This window comes from Lishizhenia sp., from assembly GCF_057456495.1.
The window spans coordinates 1-16,232 of sequence record NZ_JBVCPV010000055.1 but is presented as its reverse complement, the minus strand read 5'-3'; the positions used below and the strand labels follow the sequence as shown (position 1 = coordinate 16,232).

Genomic DNA, 16,232 nt, shown 5'->3' with positions numbered 1-16,232 from the left:
TACGATATCTACACCGATAATCTCAGCATTCTCTGTACGTGTAGAAAGAATTTGACCTATGGTTCCTGTTCCACAGAAAAGATCCATTACTACTTCGTCTTTCAAATCGTTTCCTCCTTCAAAAACATAGTCCATGGCTTTGTTGTACAAACGCTCTGCAGACTTTGGGTTGGTTTGGAAGAAACTCTCCATAGAGATTTCGAATTCTAAACCGAGTAATTTCTCTACCACGATGTTATCTCCAAACACCAAACTACAGTTTCCATTTTCTATTTTGGCTCTGTCGGCAACATTGTCGTTAATCGTATGCTGGAAACCTGCGATTCTTCCTCCGAATGTTGTTTTTAAAAATTCTCCGAAAGCTTGAGCATCGAACTTTTCTAAACCAACGCTAGACGTCACCAAATTCACCAACAACTGATCTTGATCGAACGATTTACGTACTACGATGTGACGGAAAAAACCTTCTTTACGCGGCGGGTGCCAAGCCGGTAAACCTGTAGCTTTTAAAAACTCGCGTACTTCACGCAATTTGTTTTCCCATTCGGCATCGAAAAGTCCAGATTCTTTGTTCAACGATTCTACTTTCCACCATGTACCACGGTGTTTAAACCCTAAGGCAAAAGCATCATCTATGTCTTCGTCTGTTTCCATATCGTGCTCTATACACGAGAAACTGTACTCCATTTTATTACGGTAGTTGTAATGATTTGGAGATGAGATGAATTCATCGAAACGTTCTTGTATGTCTTGGAAATTTCCTAAACGACGGTAAATATCTAGGGTTGTTGTTTGCTTGTGCTCTTCTTGCAATGCTGGCGGCACGTGAATGTACGGCGCACCACTAATCTCTTGGTAAGGCACTTGAGTTTCTTGCGGAGATCTTTCGATAACCTTTAACAATTTACACTCTGCGTAACGCTTTTTCTTTTTGTTGACTTTCGCCAAAACACGTTGTCCAGGAAAAGTATTTTGTACAAACAAAACGTAGTCTCCTTTCTCTGAGCTCAACTTTGCAATTCCGTTTCCACCGAACGCAAACCCTGTGATCTCTAATTCTATTTCTTGACCTCTATTTACCAATGCTTCTGAATTTGTTGCAAAAATACGAATAGTAAAGAGATTCAAGAATTCAAGGATTCAAAAATTCAACAATTTAAGAATTTGCCTCTCGGCTCCGCTCGAGGACCCAAGTTTGAATATTTGAGGTTATGAGGCCTGAGGTTCGAGGTAGGAGAAGTCTCGAAGGCCGACAATTAGTTTTCATCACACCAATTGGCTTGATCTATCTCCAAGATTTCTCCTTTCGTGTTCATCAGAAAAGTAAAAATTTGAGAAGAGCACCTCTCGTAGTATTTAAGGGAAAAAGAAATAAGAACCTGATCCTCAAAATATTTTCTATGACCAAACTTTATGTAATAATGCCAACTTCTATAGTGGTTTAGTTTAGAGGTTAATTTCACCCGCTTAGAAAGATTTTCTAAAACTATTTTTCTAGGCGTTTCTTGGTGAAATTCTTTGTGCTCAAACCTCTCAAATCCCATTCCCTCATCCACCCCATTCACTGTAGAATCATAGACTTTCAACGTCTTTTTCATGTAATACTCTTCCTTACAATCACAACTTGATTGAAAAATAGCCTTGTTTTCAATGGAGTCTAGGTAATAATTCAAAACGATACGCTCGTAATTGGGGGGTGTTTCTGTTTCCTTTAAAAGGCCCAATCCAAACATTAGGAGAAGTAGATATTTCATAATTCAAAGATGCAGGATGAAAGGATATTTCACAAAAAAAGTCCTCCCAAAACAGGAGGACTTCAATATCTAACATTCTAAAAGTCTAATTGTCTAACCGTCTAAAAGTCTACAACGGCCCTCTAATAATCCCTTTATCGCTTGAGCGAATAAAGTCGATCACCTGCTGTTTTAGATCGGTTCCTTTCAATTCGTTCTCAACGGCATCTAAACCTTTCGTAACGTTATTGTTTAGCACAAACAGCGTTCTGTATACGTCTTCTATCTCTTTAATTTGGTCGTCAGTAAATCCTCTACGACGCAAACCAATAGCATTTACACCTGCGAAAGTCAAAGGTTCTCTTGCCGCGCGAATGAAAGGAGGAATATCCTTGCGAATCAAAGAAGCTCCACCTACAAAGGCATGCTTTCCTATTTTCACAAACTGCTGTGCAGCAGCCTTTCCTTCTATAATGGCAAAATCATCTATTTCAACGTGACCAGAAAGTCCAACGTAATTCGCTAAGATGACATTATTCCCTAAAATACAATCGTGTGCAACGTGTACATAACCCATCAATAAGCAATTGTCTCCAACTACTGTTTTAAATTTGTCGGTAGTCCCTCTGTGTATCGTAACACATTCTCTGATTTTGGTATTATTACCAATTTCAACGGTAGTGTACTCGCCGCCAAACTTTAGATCTTGTGGAATAACCCCGATAACAGAACCTGGGTAGATTTCGCAATCCTCCCCTATTCTTGTACCTGGATAAATGGTAACATTGGGTCCTATCACCGTATTGTTACCGATCACAACATCTTCGTAAATAGTAGTAAAGGGCTCAACTTTAACATTTTGTCCGAGTTGAGCATCTTTAGAAACTGAAGCTAAATTGCTAATCATGCTTATGCTTTATCTTTTATAACTTGTGCAAGCATTTCTGCTTCCATCACAACTTTACCGTTAACATAAGCTTTTCCTCCCATATTAACCAAACCTCTACGCATAGGCGAAAGAAGTTTCAATTCGAAAACAACTGTATCTCCAGGGATTACTTTTTGTTTGAATTTAACGTTGTCTATTTTCATGAAGTAGGTAGAGTACAATTCTGGCTCATCTACTTTAGAAAGTGCATATATACCACCACACTGTGCCATGGCTTCAATTTGAAGTACTCCTGGGAAAACTGGATTTCCTGGGAAGTGACCTGTAAATTGAGGTTCGTTCATGGTAATGTTTTTCACACCTACGATACCATCTTCGTCCATATCGATTACCTTATCTACCAATAAGAAGGGGTAACGGTGCGGCAACATTTTTTCAATGTCGTTAATCGTGTATAACGGCTCTTTTTCTAGATCGAATTTCTTAGGTGCTTTGGCTTGCGCTTTAATTTTGTCTTTTAAAACTTTTGCAAACTTAACGTTACCAGAGTGTCCTGGACGCGCTCCTAAGATGTGTGCTTTAATTGGTTTCCCTACTAAAGCTAAATCTCCTACGATGTCTAACAATTTATGACGAGCAGGCTCATTTTGGAATTGAAGCTTAATGGTATTTAAAACACCCATTCCTTTCACTTCAATTTTCAAGTCTTCTTTCCCTAACAATTTTGCTAAGTTGTCCAACTCTTCTTGCGATACTTCTTCGCGTTCAACCAACACGATGGCATTGTCTAAATCACCACCTTTGATTAAGTTATTTTTTGCTAAGTATTCTAATTCTCTTAAGAAAACAAAAGTTCTACACTTGGCAATTTCTTCTCTAAACTCACCAATGTTGTACATAGAAGCGTGCTGTGTACCCAACACTGGAGATTTGTAATCTACCATTACTGTTATCCTGTAGTTTTCATCAGGAACAGCCAAAATTTCGTTTCCTTTATCTGCATCTTCCCAAGGAATAATTTCGTCTAAAACGAAGTATTCTCTTTCAGCTGCTTGCTCTTCGAAACCAACGCTTTCAATCGCCTCAACGAAAGGCAATGCACTTCCGTCCATAATTGGAATCTCAGGTGCATTTAACTTGATTAAAGCATTATCTACTTGCATTCCGTAAAGGGCTGCTAAAACGTGCTCAGTCGTGTAAATACGAATCCCGTTTTTCTCTAAAGTTGTTCCTCTCTCTGTAGAAACTACTAAATCAACATCGGCATTGATGATAGGTTCTCCCTCAACATCAACACGTTGAAATTTATAACCGTGATTTTCTGGTGCCGGACAAATTTCTAGCGTCACAGCTTTTCCAGTATGTAAACCAACACCTTCAAGGCTTACGCTTTGTTTTATCGTTCTTTGCTTTTCAGACATAATAGTAACGGATGCAATTATTTATTTGATATTTTATCTTCTAGTTCTCTTAACTTCTTAAGGATGTAAGGTAGTTTTCTAAAGCCGAAGAAAGACTTTTTGAAATCGTCAATAGGAATACCTGGTGTTCCCATTAAAGTTTGGTCTGGCTTTTTAACGTTTCCTGGTATTCCAGATTGTGCAACAACTTTTGTTCTGTCGGCAATCTTAATGTGTCCAGAAATTCCGGCTTGACCACCTATCATAACATTTTCACCAATCTTAGCAGATCCTGCAACCCCAACTTGTGCGGCCATGGCAGAATTTCTACCTACTTCTACGTTGTGCGCTAAATGTACGAGGTTGTCTAACTTCACTCCTCTACGTAAAATCGTAGATCCAAGTGTAGCTCTATCTATAGTTGCGTTTGATCCCACTTCAACGTTATCTTCTAAAACAACATTTCCAATTTGTGGCACCTTTTGGAATTCTCCATTTTCATCGGGAGCAAATCCAAATCCATCCGCACCAATAATAGCACCTCCGTGAATCAAACAGTTTTCACCGACCACACAGTCAGCATAAACAGCTGCTCCAGGGTTGATAATCGTTCCTGCTCCAATTTTCACATTCTCTCCAATGTAAACATTCGGGTAAATTTTAACATTGTCCCCTATCTCTGCACCATCAGCGATGTAAGCAAAAGCACCAACATACACGTCCTTACCTATCGTTGCATTTTCATCAATAAATGAGGGCTGTTCTATTTTGGGTTGCTTTGTACGCATTTCGTTGTACACCTCTAATAACTGCGCAAAGCAAGAGTATGCGTCGTCAACTTTAATTAACGTTAAGCTTGAAGGAAGTTCCTTCGATGGAGTGAACGCTCTATCAACTATGGCTATGGAAGCTCCTGTTGTGTAGATGTGCTCCTCGTATTTCATGTTCGCCAAAAAGGAAAGTGTACCTTCCTGACCTTCTTCTATCTTCGATAAACCACTAACCGTAACATCTTTATTACCTTCAATGTCACCCTTAATGATACCTGCAATTTGCTCTGCGGTAAACTTCATGACGTCAAAAATAAAAAATCCTTAGGTTATTTAGATACACATGAAATCATTGTTTTAAACATTCTTTAATTATTAGGTAAGTATTTCTAAGGATTCGAGAAAAATAAGTCACAAAACAAGAAGAAATAAACTGTAAAATTTCAGAAGATCATCAACCTTAATCAAGGGACCCTACTTTCTGATTTCCACCGGATAACACAAGAAATATTTTTCTACCGGAGCCGTGAGTGCAGAGATGTTTAAATTATCTGCAGCTTTACTCACATCTACCACTCTTCCGTCTTTGTATAAAACGTTAATATTTTCTTTGAAGGTGTTGTAAGCATTGTTCACCAACTTATCGGTATACACAAAATAATGGGCATCGTCTGGAGCGATGTTAAAGGTACTTTGAACCATTTGTCGTTCCCACTCTAAACGATCAGGACCAAAGGGTTCTGTGCTAATTTCAATTTTAAACAAATCTCTATTTACCAAACCTTTAGACAAACGAGCCAACACTGTATCTTCGTGAAACTGCCAAACCTTAATGGCACCCATGATGTCAAAATCGTCCAGTTGCGCAAAGTGATTCAGGGCTATAGTATCCTTTTCAAAATCTTCAATTTTTATATCGCGCTCCAAGAAATACTGAAGGGGTGGACTTGCAAATAACTTATGCCCATCCCTACTCAACTCTTTAGCTCTTCGCAGAATGTACATCAACATCCACTCTGCTGCTACCACAGTTTTGTGCAGGTAAACTTGCCAATACATGAGTCGACGGGCTACAATAAATTTTTCGATGGAATAAATTCCTTTTTCTTCCATCACCAACTTATCATCCACCACATTGAGCATTTCAATGATACGATCAGAGCCTATGACACCTTCAGAAACACCCGTGTAAAAGGAATCTCTATTGAGGTAATCCATTCTGTCCATATCCAATTGCGAACTCACCAATTGGTGCAAGAAGGGTTTGTGGTATTTATTGTTGAAAATAAGTAGGGCTAAATCTAATTCTCCTTTAAATTGTTTAGAGATTTCTTGAATAAAAAGCGCTGATATTTTTTCATGACTAATCCCCTTAACAATGTCATGCTCAAGGGTGTGCGAATAAGGACCATGACCGATGTCGTGTAAAAGTATAGCCAACATCACAGCACTTTCCTCTTGCTCTGAAATAAAGTGCCCCTTTCTACGTATTACTTGTACAGCTTTACTCATCAAATGCGTAGCGCCTATACAGTGGTGAAAACGGGTATGATGAGCACCGGGATACACCAAGTGTGTGAGTCCCAGCTGAGTGATTCTTCTCAAGCGTTGAAAATACGGATGTTGAATGATATCAAAAACAATAGAATTGGGAATGGAAACAAATCCATAAACCGGATCATTAATGATTTTCTTTTTGTTATTGGTGCTTGAGTTTGGATTCAAAACTATACTTTTAAATACTGATACTGTAAAGCTAAAAATAAAAACGATGCAGACGAAAATACTTTGGGCAGACGACGAAATTGAATTGTTAAAGCCACACATCATGTTCTTGGAACAAAAAGGTTATGATGTTCAAACGGTTAACAATGGAGACGATGCCGTGGAGCAATGTGAGGAACACAATTTTGACATTGTTTTCCTGGATGAGAACATGCCAGGTATTTCTGGATTGGAAGCCTTGACCCGTATCAAAGAAAGAAACCCTATGTTGCCCATTGTGATGATCACTAAAAGTGAGGAGGAAAGCATCATGGAAGAAGCCATAGGTGGAAAAATTGCCGATTACCTCATCAAACCCGTGAACCCCAATCAGATTTTGTTGAGTTTGAAAAAGAACTTGAATCAAAGTAAGCTGGTTTCGCAAAAAACCAATGCCAATTATCAACAAGAATTCCGTCAAATTGGAATGGATTTAGGGGATAACTTGGACAAGGATGAGTGGACAGACATTTACAAGAAACTTGTCTACTGGGAATTAGAATTGGATGAAGCTGAAGACAAGAGCATGGAAGAAATTCTACGCATGCAAAAGCAAGAAGCCAATGAGCAGTTCATACGCTTTATAGAAGACAATTATTTAGAGTGGCTAAACGGCACTGAAGAAGCCCCTGAAATCTTGCACACCCTGTTTAAAAATAGAGTTGTTCCGGAGATGGACGCTACGACCTACTTGTTGGTGATCGATAATTTACGTTACGACCAATGGCAGGTGTTAAAACCACTGTTTTCTAAATTCTTCAGCATCAAAGAAGATGATTTAGTTTACAGCATTTTACCAACAGCAACCCACTATGCTCGTAATGCATTTTTTGCAGGACTACTTCCTTCAGAAATCGCTAAAAAACATCCTGACTTATGGAAAAACGAAGAGGATGAAGGTGGAAAAAACATGCACGAGAAAGAACTGTTAGCGGCCAACCTTAAACGTTTGGGTAAAAACATCAATTTCTCTTACAACAAAATTACCAATTTAGAAGCAGGTAAAAAGTTGAACGACAATTTCCATCAATTGAGCAACAACGATTTGAATGTTATTGTATACAACTTTGTGGATATGCTTTCGCACGCTAGAACCGATATGGAAGTAATTCGCGAATTAGCAGATGATGAAAGTGCATACCGTTCCTTGACTTTGAGTTGGTTTGAACACTCACCTTTATTTGACATCATTAAAAAGATTGCACAAAGCAAGGCGAAGATTGTTTTAACAACAGATCATGGTACTGTAAAAGTTCAAAATCCTGTAAAAATTGTTGGAGACAAAAATGTAAATACCAACTTGCGCTATAAAACAGGTAAAAACCTGAGTTACAAAGCGAAAGATGTATTCCAAGTAAAAGATCCGCAGGATGCTTTCTTACCGAAAAGTAATTTAAGCTCTGAGTTTGTTTTTGCAAAAGGAGCAGATTTCTTTGTTTACCCCAACAACTACAATTATTTTGTAAACTTTTATAAGAACACCTTTCAACACGGTGGAATTAGTCTTGAAGAAGTATTGATTCCTTTCGTGGTTATGGAAGCAAAATAACATATAACGTTTATAGCTATCGCAATGCAAATCATTGTAAACAACGAAGAAGAACTAGATAAAGTGGTAGACCAAGTGCTCCCCCTTTTGGAACAACATAAAATATTTGCCTTTGATGCAAAAATGGGCAGTGGGAAAACAACTTTTATTGCTCGACTAATTGGAGCCATATCTGAAGGTGCAGATGTATCTTCTCCGACCTTTGGTTATGTAAAGGAGCACGAAACAAATTTAGGTACTGTTCATCATTTTGACCTCTACAGATTAGAGCATGAAGAGGAAGCTTATGACATAGGTATAGAAGAGTATTTATACGGCGATGAGATCTGTTTAATTGAGTGGCCGAAAAAAATAGAGAACCTTTTACCCGAAAACACCGTATGGGTAAATATTGAAGTTGCGCCAGACCAAGCGCGCATTTTTGACATAGCACTATGATAACGGACCCAGAAGTTTTAAAAGGATTAATGAAGGAAGGCAGGTTGATGCCTCAAGAAGAAGTTTTAGAAGTAGGTAGAAAAAAGAATTCACTACACATAGGTATTCCTAGAGAAACCTCTTTTCAAGAACGTCGTGTAGCCTTGGTACCCGAGGCTGTTTCTTTATTAGTGGCCAATGGTCATGAAGTAAAAATTGAAACCAAGGCTGGAGAATTGGCGAACTTCACTGATCAAGAATATTCTGAGGCCGGTGCAAAAATTGTTTATGCAACCAAAGAAATATTTGAGTGCGACATCATTTTCAAAGTAGCTCCTTTATCGGAAGAAGAAGCGAACATGATGCCGGGGAATCAAACATTGATTTCTGCGCTTCAAATCAATATACAACCCAAAAAGATACTTCAACTCTTGATGAGCAAGCGCATTACTGCCTTGGCTTGGGATTACATGAAAGATGAAGAAGGATCCTTCCCTGTTGTGCGCACCGTGGGAGAAATTGCAGGAACCACTTCTATTTTAATTGCAGCAGAACTACTTTCTGCCTACAAAGGCGGAAAAGGAATGATGCTCGGTGGAATTGCTGGTGTTCAACCTGCTGAAATCGTTGTTTTAGGTGCGGGAACTGTTGGAGAATATGCAACTAGAGCTGCTTTAGGTTTGGGTTGTTCTGTTAAAGTATTCGATAGTTCACTTTCGCGTTTAAGACGCTTGCAAAATGATGTAGGAAGTAGAGTGTACACTTCTGTACTCCAACCGAAAGTTCTGGCCAAAGCCCTTATGCGTGCCGATGCAGTTATTGGAGCCATTCGTTCTTCTGTTGGGAGAACACCTTGTGTGGTTACCGAAGAAATGGTCAGAAACATGAAAACAGGTTCTGTAGTTGTGGATGTAAGTATAGATCAAGGTGGATGTTTTGAAACCAGTGAATTGACCAACCACAACACCCCTACTTTTGAGAAGTTCGGTGTTACGCATTACTGTGTACCTAACATTCCATCAAGAGTAGCGAGAACGGCAAGTTTTGCCCTGTCTAACATCTTCTCCCCCCTACTTTTAGAAATGGGAGAATACGGTGGCTGTAAAGAATTGATACGCCAAAATTCCGGATTTAGAAATGGGGTTTACATGTACCAAGGAACTTTGACCAGCGAAGTACTTGGAAATGCCTTCAACCTTAATTACAAAGATTTGGAGTTGTTCATTATGGGAATTAAGTAAGACTTTTAAATTGTTAGATTTCGAAATGACGTGGTTTTAACCACAAAGAGCGCTAAAGGGAATCTATACTCCAATTGGATTTTAAAGATCACACGACTTTATTATACAACCAAGTTTTCCGAGCGGAATCGAGGAGCCGAATTGAATGGATTAATTTCCTAAGCGAGCTCAATGGTTTGAGCCTATAAAAATCGGAAACACTCATTTCTTTGAATTCTTGAATCATTAAATCCCTGAATTTCGAATTTATTAGAACAGATTGGCTAATTTCGCGCAAAACATTGGTCATGGATAAAATCATTAACAGGTTTAAGTATTATTTAGGAGGATTTTTAATCGGTTCTATCTTCGTATTTTTCTTTTTTCAAAACAGAGGATGTTCTTGGCTTCCTTCTAACCGTGTAAAGAACACATTATTAGGTAAAGTAGTAGCACTTCCTGAAGCTGACAAACAAGAATTGAAGGCTCAAGGTTTAACTACCGAAGATTTCATTTCCCTTTTAGATGATGGAGAAATTGACTTTGGAGGATCTTTAAAAGATCAAGATGTTTATCCAAAAGTTTATTTGATCAATAAAGAATTTGACGGGAAGAACATTCGTGCCCAATTCTCTTTATACGAAGATGCTTACATCACAGTAGGAGAATTACTAAAAGAGGATGAAGAAATTCACCGCGTAGAAAAGTATACGGGTTGGGGAGATTACATCAAATTCCCAATGGACACCAACATGGTTTACATGGATACAGCACTAAACAACTGTGTATTGAATGCTTTCGCTTATCAAAAATATGATTCTATCCAAGCGGACATGCTGCATACAACACGCATCAATTTTGATCAATCCGATTTAATGCTTCCTAAGGCAGAACAGCAAATACAGTTTACTGACAGAAAATTGGGTGTAGTAGATGCTAAAACAATTTGGTATTTGTCTAAAATCTTTATCAATAGAATAGAATTCGATGGGAAAGAAGACTTGCCCTGTGCAGACTAATTTCATCTAAAAAAAAATAGTTAAGACCTTCAGCTTTCGCTTGAAGGTCTTTTTTTTGTCTTAAACGTTAGGAATCAAAATTTCACAAATCCATTTATGGAAAATTGAACGCTGCTGCATCATAGGTGTATAAACTCTAAAGCAGTGCACCATGCGTCATAAAAACTTTTTCATTTCCATTCCTGAACCTTGCCATGAAGATTGGGGCAAAATGACCAAGCAAGAAAAAGGCAGACACTGCTCTGCTTGTTCTAAAACGGTATATGATTTCACCCATAAAAGTCAACTAGAAATTGAAGAAGCCTTTGCGCAAAATCCAGAGTTGTGCGGTAGGTTTACGAGCTCCCAATTAAAGCAGCCTTATAAAATGCCGTATGCGGAAAGATTCAATTTGGCAAAGTTTACGGCAGCGTGTTTTCTTGTTTTTGGCCTAAGTTTATTTAATTATAGTTGTGCGTTAGAAACTCCTCATTTCAACCTAATAGACCTTCTACAAGAGCAAGTTATTCAAGGAAAAGTAACACCACCTGACACTTTAATTCAGACACAAACTACCACGGACACAGTGACAGCGGCAATACCCTTGGACACTACAAATGTAGATTCTTTGGATTTTGAAGAAGTCATTATACCGTCAAGCACCCACATTATTTCACAAGAAAAAATCTTTGCAGGTATACCCATTAAAGTTGCTACTCCAACGGTACTAAGAGAAATTGAACCTCGTATGAACCTTGAAAGTTCTTTAGAAATCTTCCCCAACCCTAGCAGTGATTTTTTCAAATTAAAGTACACTCCCCTACAAATCGATAGTACATCATCAGAAATAGATATACGTATTTATGACACCGCAGGAAGATTGGTGGAAGATGAAAGCTACCCTTTTCAAGGAGGAACTTTCGAAACCATACTTTCGCTTACAGGAAGAACGGCAGGAATCTACATCCTTCAAATCGTTAACGGACAAGAAACACTAAAAACGAAGCTTATTAAAAAAGACTAGCGCATTTTGAACTCTTTTCAATTAAGAGTGTACAGTTGAAAAACGCTGAGAATACTCATAATTTTTAATTAACTCTTCAAGACTTACACCATGCAAACAAAAAACTATCGTATTGCCATACCAGAACCTTGTCATGAAGACTGGAATCAAATGAGTCCGAATGCCCAAGGTAGATTCTGTTCTTCTTGTGCAAAAACCGTTGTTGATTTCACACAAATGAATAAAGATGAAATTGCCAAACATGTAGCCGAAAATGATAAGGTCTGTGGTAGAATTAGTTCTTCACAACTTAACACCGTTTACCAAATACCTTACAAAGAACGTTTTAAATTGGCTCGTTTTGCAGCAGCATGCTTGTTGGTCTTTGGCCTTGGACTTTTTAATTACTCCTGTGAAATGGAGAGTCCTCATGTAAATTTAGTAGAGTTAACACTACAGGGAAAAACCATATTTACTGAAACTGACCCCGAAATTCTGGGAAATATTGTAAACGTCGACGACTCTGTATTTGCTACTCCAAACAAAGAAGATAGTATCATACCTCAAGAACCTGAATTAATTAAAAAAGGTGAATTTGCATTTCCAGAACATGTTGAGGGAGAAGTTTATATTACAGAAATAGAAGAATGTATTATTCCTGATATTGAAGAGGAGCAACCGCCATCTGATGATACTACACCTACCCTTACAAAAGAAGACATTGAACGCCTGCCTGAAAGAGATCTCTACATGGTAGGAGCAATGGTTATTGTAGACAGTTATAAAGAAACTATTGTTGAGCCAGATATAATAGACAATGCCATGAAACTATACCCTAATCCTGCGAATCAAATCGTTAATTTCAGTTTCAAACCCGGTAAATTAGAGCAAAGAGAAGAAATTGCTATCCAAATATTTAGCGCGACAGGAGCCTTGGTACAGAACGAAACTTTACAATTGACCGGTGATACTTATTCTACAGCTTTCACTGCCGCAGATTTAAACAATGGTGTTTATTTCATCAATTTTGTATATAACAATGAAAGGATTAGTCAGAAGCTAATTGTTCAACAGTAAGCACCTACCTAAAGCATATTCACATTGAAATATTGAGGGTCTGTAGATACGTCTTCCTTGATAAAGTAGGGCAGGTCTACAGCCTCTTTTTCTGTGTTTAATTCTACCTCTGCTAATACAAGTCCTGTTTTAGGTGAAGTAAACTCATCCACCTCCCATGTTTTGTCCTGATAATTGAATGTGTAACGTACTTTGTCAATGTGTTTCGCACAAAATTCAGAGATCATTGCCTTGGCCTCACTTACGGGAATTTCATATTCAAACTCAGACCTTGTAATCCCCTTTGTCTTTCCTTTGATGGTTAAATACGCCTTTTGCTCACCGGCTTTAGACTTTATACGTACACGAGAAGTTTGAAGTTCTGTTCTACCTATATATGCTTGTATGATTTGTACTTTTTCTGAATTCACCTCCTTTTTAAAGGCTTCCCATTTTGTGGTATCTACTAAAAACTTGCGTTCTATTTCCTTCCCCATTAATTAACATTTACATATTCAAACTGACCATTGGTAATCTTTACTGTATCCCCAAAACCTTGTGCTAACTTGGCTTCAAAAAAACCAGAAAACTGATTATCCACTACATCAATTTCGGAGAACACCACGGTTCCCGATCCTAAAGTGGTATAATTGTCAGTATTACTCTGTAATTTATCTGTAATCTTTACGTAATTATTTAGGGGCATCATTGGACGAGCTCCTAAAGTATCTCCATTACCAAAGTTAAACTTCACTTCTATGGCCAAGGTATCATTTTCGAAATCCGCAATGAAGTAATAGTTTCCCGAATAGGAAATTTCATAATTCTGGAAGGTCCATTTATCACCATTGACTTTCGCCAAAGCATAGCTTATTTCCTCTGGTTCAGGACAAGGTGGACAGTCTCCTCCACAATCAACAGCTGTTTCTCCTGGAGACAAATACCCATCTGCACATTTATCGACCATTTCCTCTTCTTTACAAGCAAAAGAAAAGACAAACAGCCCCAATAAAACCGCTAGATTTGAAATTTTCATGGCAATCACTTTATAGTTTCTGCAAGATAGGTACTTTTGAGAAAAAAAGTATTCTGGAAAAGATAAATAAATACAAAACTATACAAGCTAAGTCGGAAGGATTGTACAAAGAAAAAGGATCCAAGTTCATTGGTTACGTGGTACAATGTTATGATGAAGACGAAGCTAAATCTTACCTTGAACAATGGCGAAAAGAACACCATCAAGCCAGACACTGGTGTTATGCCTACCGCTTTGGTCTGCATAAAGATGTTTACAGGGCCAATGATGATGGTGAACCCTCTAACTCTGCTGGGGCACCGATATTAGGACAGATACAATCTTATGATTTAACCAATGTTCTCATTTGCGTGGTACGTTATTTTGGAGGAACTAAGCTCGGAGTTGGGGGATTGATCCATGCCTACAGAGCTGCTGCCAAAGAAGCTATTGAGAATGGGAAAATCATTGAAGTTACCGTACATCAATGGCTGGATGTAAACTTTGAATATCCTGAAATGCCAGGAATCATGAAGTTTGTAAAAGACAACAACCTTATCATTAAAGAACAAATTTTTGAACTCTCTTGTAAATTACGCATAGGAGTTCCTTTAGAAATTAGTGAAATGGTAGCGCAACATTTGGACGAATTAGACAATACATCAATTACTGATTTAGGAATATATTAAATGAAATTATTAGAAAAACTTATTGAGGTTCGCGGAACTTCTGGAGATGAAGCTGAAATCAAAGACTTCCTATTGAACCATATCAATGCGGTTAAACATAACTGGAAAGTTCAACCTCAAATTATAGAAGGTGAAGATTTTCAAGATGCCATTATTTTAGTTTTTGGAAAACCCAAAACGGCAATTTTCGCGCATATCGATACCATTGGATATATGTCTGCTTACGGTAAAAACCTTATTAAAATTGGCGGACCTAAAGCTGTGGAAGGGTACGAATTGGTAGGACAAGACAGTAAAGGGGAAATTGAAACAGAACTCATGCTCATTGAAGATGAGAATGGTTCAACAAGTATTCAATATGTTTTAGACAGGGAAATTGATAGAGGTACACCGTTAAGCTTCAAACCTAATTTCAGGGAAACTGAGGAGTTCATTCAGAGTCCATACTTAGACAACCGATTAGGAGTTTGGAATGCTTTACAAGTAGCTGAAACACTTGAAAATGGAATTATCGTTTTCTCAACTTACGAAGAACACGGTGGTGGTTCTGTAGGTTTTTTAGGAAGATATATTTACGACAACTACAAAGTACGTCAAGCCTTAATCTCTGACATTACCTGGGTTACGGATGGTGTACATCACGGAAAAGGAGTTGCTATTTCTATGCGTGACAGCGGCGTTCCAAGAAGAAAATATTTAAACAGAATTCTAAGTATTGCCAGCAAGAGTGGTATAGCACACCAATTGGAGGTTGAATCTGCAGGAGGTAGTGACGGTACAATGTTGCAAAAAACAGATTTGCCTTTTGACTGGTGTTTTATCGGCGCCCCTGAGGACAATGTGCATAGTCCAGATGAGAAAGTGCACAAATTCGATATTGCTTGTATGGTAGATCTATACAAGGTGTTGATGAAGGAATTATAGCATATCAAAACATAATACTAAAAAAGGCTCGTTAGAATTAACGAGCCTTTTTTAATCATCTTACTATCCTTTTACAATCCGTTGGCAGCCATGAAACTCTCCAATAATTGTTTCAATACATTTTCTTGACCTTTCTTAGCTTTTATAACAATGCGAGACTCTAAATTATCTGCCTCCATGTAAATATGATCTATGGCATCAACCATAAACTCTGCATCGTCTAAATCAACTTTTATATCTTCTGGTAGAGCATTGATATCAACAAAGGCCGTAATCGGTTTAGAACCGAAATCTTCTGCCCATTCTGGAACGCGAACCTTACCTTCAGGGAAGTTTCCATTCACTCCTTTTTTATACATCAAGAACTCTTTGCTCTTAAACACTTTTTGGTTTTTACCAATTAAAAACTCATTCGCTGCAGTTTCTTCTACTTCAGAAGACCATAAATCCTTGCTATTGTCTAATAAATTCATCATGCTTTCACCTACACCAGCATAAGCAGAAACATAATTCAAGCTATCCGCTCTTCCACCGATTTGCGCAACGGCAGTAAACTTACCATTGATGAAGGTATTCAGTTTGTTCGAGCTTAGTAGAATAGAAACAACTGGTCTCACGTCCATTCGTGCCAATATTTTATTCATGTATCTAGGATCTATTTGCTTGGCAAAATTGTCCATTTTCTCTACATCGATATTGATACAAATTCCCATATTCGCTTCAAAATCACCTAATTTCTCAAGTATTTCTTCGTTATCATTGGTATTGAAGAATAAAGCATCTTTCAACTGATCATTAACATATG

Annotated in this window: 17 protein-coding genes; 8 read left to right on the top strand and 9 right to left on the bottom strand. The window is 38.0% G+C overall.

All coding sequences use genetic code 11. The annotated features are described in order from the left end of the window. From AC22ZQ_RS05800 to AC22ZQ_RS05775, 6 genes are all read right to left on the bottom strand, one after another. Positions 1 to 1,128 (bottom strand): class I SAM-dependent RNA methyltransferase (locus AC22ZQ_RS05800; protein ID WP_318957840.1); only part of this gene is annotated, 1,128 nt, incomplete at its 3' end. A 128-nt stretch (positions 1,129 to 1,256) separates the two neighbouring features. Continuing rightward, a complete protein-coding gene (locus AC22ZQ_RS05795; RefSeq protein ID WP_318957839.1) occupies positions 1,257 to 1,754 on the bottom strand; it encodes a hypothetical protein in 498 nt (165 codons plus the stop codon). A 109-nt stretch (positions 1,755 to 1,863) separates the two neighbouring features. After that, the gene (gene lpxA / locus AC22ZQ_RS05790; RefSeq protein ID WP_318957838.1) at positions 1,864 to 2,640 is read right to left on the bottom strand and encodes an acyl-ACP--UDP-N-acetylglucosamine O-acyltransferase; all 777 of its coding nucleotides are present in this window, start codon (positions 2,638 to 2,640) and stop codon (positions 1,864 to 1,866) included. A gap of 2 nt (positions 2,641 to 2,642) precedes the next feature. Beyond that, positions 2,643 to 4,043: a bifunctional UDP-3-O-[3-hydroxymyristoyl] N-acetylglucosamine deacetylase/3-hydroxyacyl-ACP dehydratase gene (locus AC22ZQ_RS05785; RefSeq protein ID WP_318957837.1), complete on the bottom strand. Its 1,401-nt coding sequence runs from the start codon at positions 4,041 to 4,043 to the stop codon at positions 2,643 to 2,645. Between the two features lie 17 nt (positions 4,044 to 4,060). Further along, entirely contained in the window at positions 4,061 to 5,095 is a 1,035-nt protein-coding gene (lpxD, locus tag AC22ZQ_RS05780; protein WP_318957836.1) for a UDP-3-O-(3-hydroxymyristoyl)glucosamine N-acyltransferase, read from the bottom strand. 171 nt (positions 5,096 to 5,266) lie between these two features. After that, the gene (locus tag AC22ZQ_RS05775) at positions 5,267 to 6,517 is read right to left on the bottom strand and encodes an HD domain-containing protein (RefSeq protein ID WP_318957835.1); all 1,251 of its coding nucleotides are present in this window, start codon (positions 6,515 to 6,517) and stop codon (positions 5,267 to 5,269) included. A gap of 46 nt (positions 6,518 to 6,563) precedes the next feature. Here AC22ZQ_RS05775 and porX point away from each other — a divergent pair, with 46 nt between their 5' ends. The 6 genes from porX (at position 6,564) to AC22ZQ_RS05745 (ending at position 12,820) form a co-directional block, all read left to right on the top strand. After that, complete coding sequence (gene porX, locus AC22ZQ_RS05770) at positions 6,564 to 8,105, top strand: T9SS response regulator signal transducer PorX (protein WP_318957834.1); 1,542 nt, start codon at positions 6,564 to 6,566, stop codon at positions 8,103 to 8,105. A gap of 24 nt (positions 8,106 to 8,129) precedes the next feature. After that, positions 8,130 to 8,543 carry a tRNA (adenosine(37)-N6)-threonylcarbamoyltransferase complex ATPase subunit type 1 TsaE gene (tsaE, locus tag AC22ZQ_RS05765; protein WP_318957833.1) on the top strand — a complete coding sequence of 138 codons (414 nt, stop codon included), beginning with the start codon at positions 8,130 to 8,132 and terminating at the stop codon, positions 8,541 to 8,543. Then, entirely contained in the window at positions 8,540 to 9,763 is a 1,224-nt protein-coding gene (locus AC22ZQ_RS05760; RefSeq protein WP_318957832.1) for an alanine dehydrogenase, read from the top strand. Before tsaE ends, AC22ZQ_RS05760 begins: the two co-directional genes overlap by 4 nt. 287 nt (positions 9,764 to 10,050) lie before the next feature. Further along, positions 10,051 to 10,761, top strand: coding sequence for a hypothetical protein (locus AC22ZQ_RS05755; protein ID WP_318957831.1), 711 nt, complete (start codon positions 10,051 to 10,053; stop codon positions 10,759 to 10,761). A gap of 151 nt (positions 10,762 to 10,912) precedes the next feature. Then, complete coding sequence (locus tag AC22ZQ_RS05750) at positions 10,913 to 11,764, top strand: T9SS type A sorting domain-containing protein (RefSeq protein ID WP_318957830.1); 852 nt, start codon at positions 10,913 to 10,915, stop codon at positions 11,762 to 11,764. Positions 11,765 to 11,854: 90 nt separating this feature from the next. Beyond that, positions 11,855 to 12,820 carry a T9SS type A sorting domain-containing protein gene (locus AC22ZQ_RS05745; protein WP_318957829.1) on the top strand — a complete coding sequence of 322 codons (966 nt, stop codon included), beginning with the start codon at positions 11,855 to 11,857 and terminating at the stop codon, positions 12,818 to 12,820. 8 nt (positions 12,821 to 12,828) lie between these two features. Here the strand turns inward: AC22ZQ_RS05745 and AC22ZQ_RS05740 are convergent, their stop codons facing one another. Both AC22ZQ_RS05740 and AC22ZQ_RS05735 read right to left on the bottom strand, forming a co-directional pair. Next, positions 12,829 to 13,296 (bottom strand): CYTH domain-containing protein, encoded by a 468-nt coding sequence (locus tag AC22ZQ_RS05740; protein ID WP_318957828.1) that lies wholly within the window; start codon positions 13,294 to 13,296, stop codon positions 12,829 to 12,831. Next, positions 13,296 to 13,835: a hypothetical protein gene (locus tag AC22ZQ_RS05735; RefSeq protein ID WP_318957827.1), complete on the bottom strand. Its 540-nt coding sequence runs from the start codon at positions 13,833 to 13,835 to the stop codon at positions 13,296 to 13,298. The genes AC22ZQ_RS05740 and AC22ZQ_RS05735 overlap by 1 nt, the downstream gene beginning before the upstream one ends. On the opposite strand from AC22ZQ_RS05735, the gene AC22ZQ_RS05730 reads away from it, so the two are divergent. Beyond that, positions 13,823 to 14,503 carry an IMPACT family protein gene (locus AC22ZQ_RS05730; protein WP_318957826.1) on the top strand — a complete coding sequence of 227 codons (681 nt, stop codon included), beginning with the start codon at positions 13,823 to 13,825 and terminating at the stop codon, positions 14,501 to 14,503. The two genes, AC22ZQ_RS05735 and AC22ZQ_RS05730, sit on opposite strands and share 13 nt — an antisense overlap. Next, entirely contained in the window at positions 14,504 to 15,427 is a 924-nt protein-coding gene (locus AC22ZQ_RS05725; protein ID WP_318957825.1) for an aminopeptidase, read from the top strand. Positions 15,428 to 15,498: 71 nt separating this feature from the next. Here AC22ZQ_RS05725 and AC22ZQ_RS05720 read toward each other — a convergent pair. After that, the coding region (locus AC22ZQ_RS05720) for a hypothetical protein (protein ID WP_318957824.1) at positions 15,499 to 16,232 on the bottom strand (734 nt) is incomplete at its 5' end.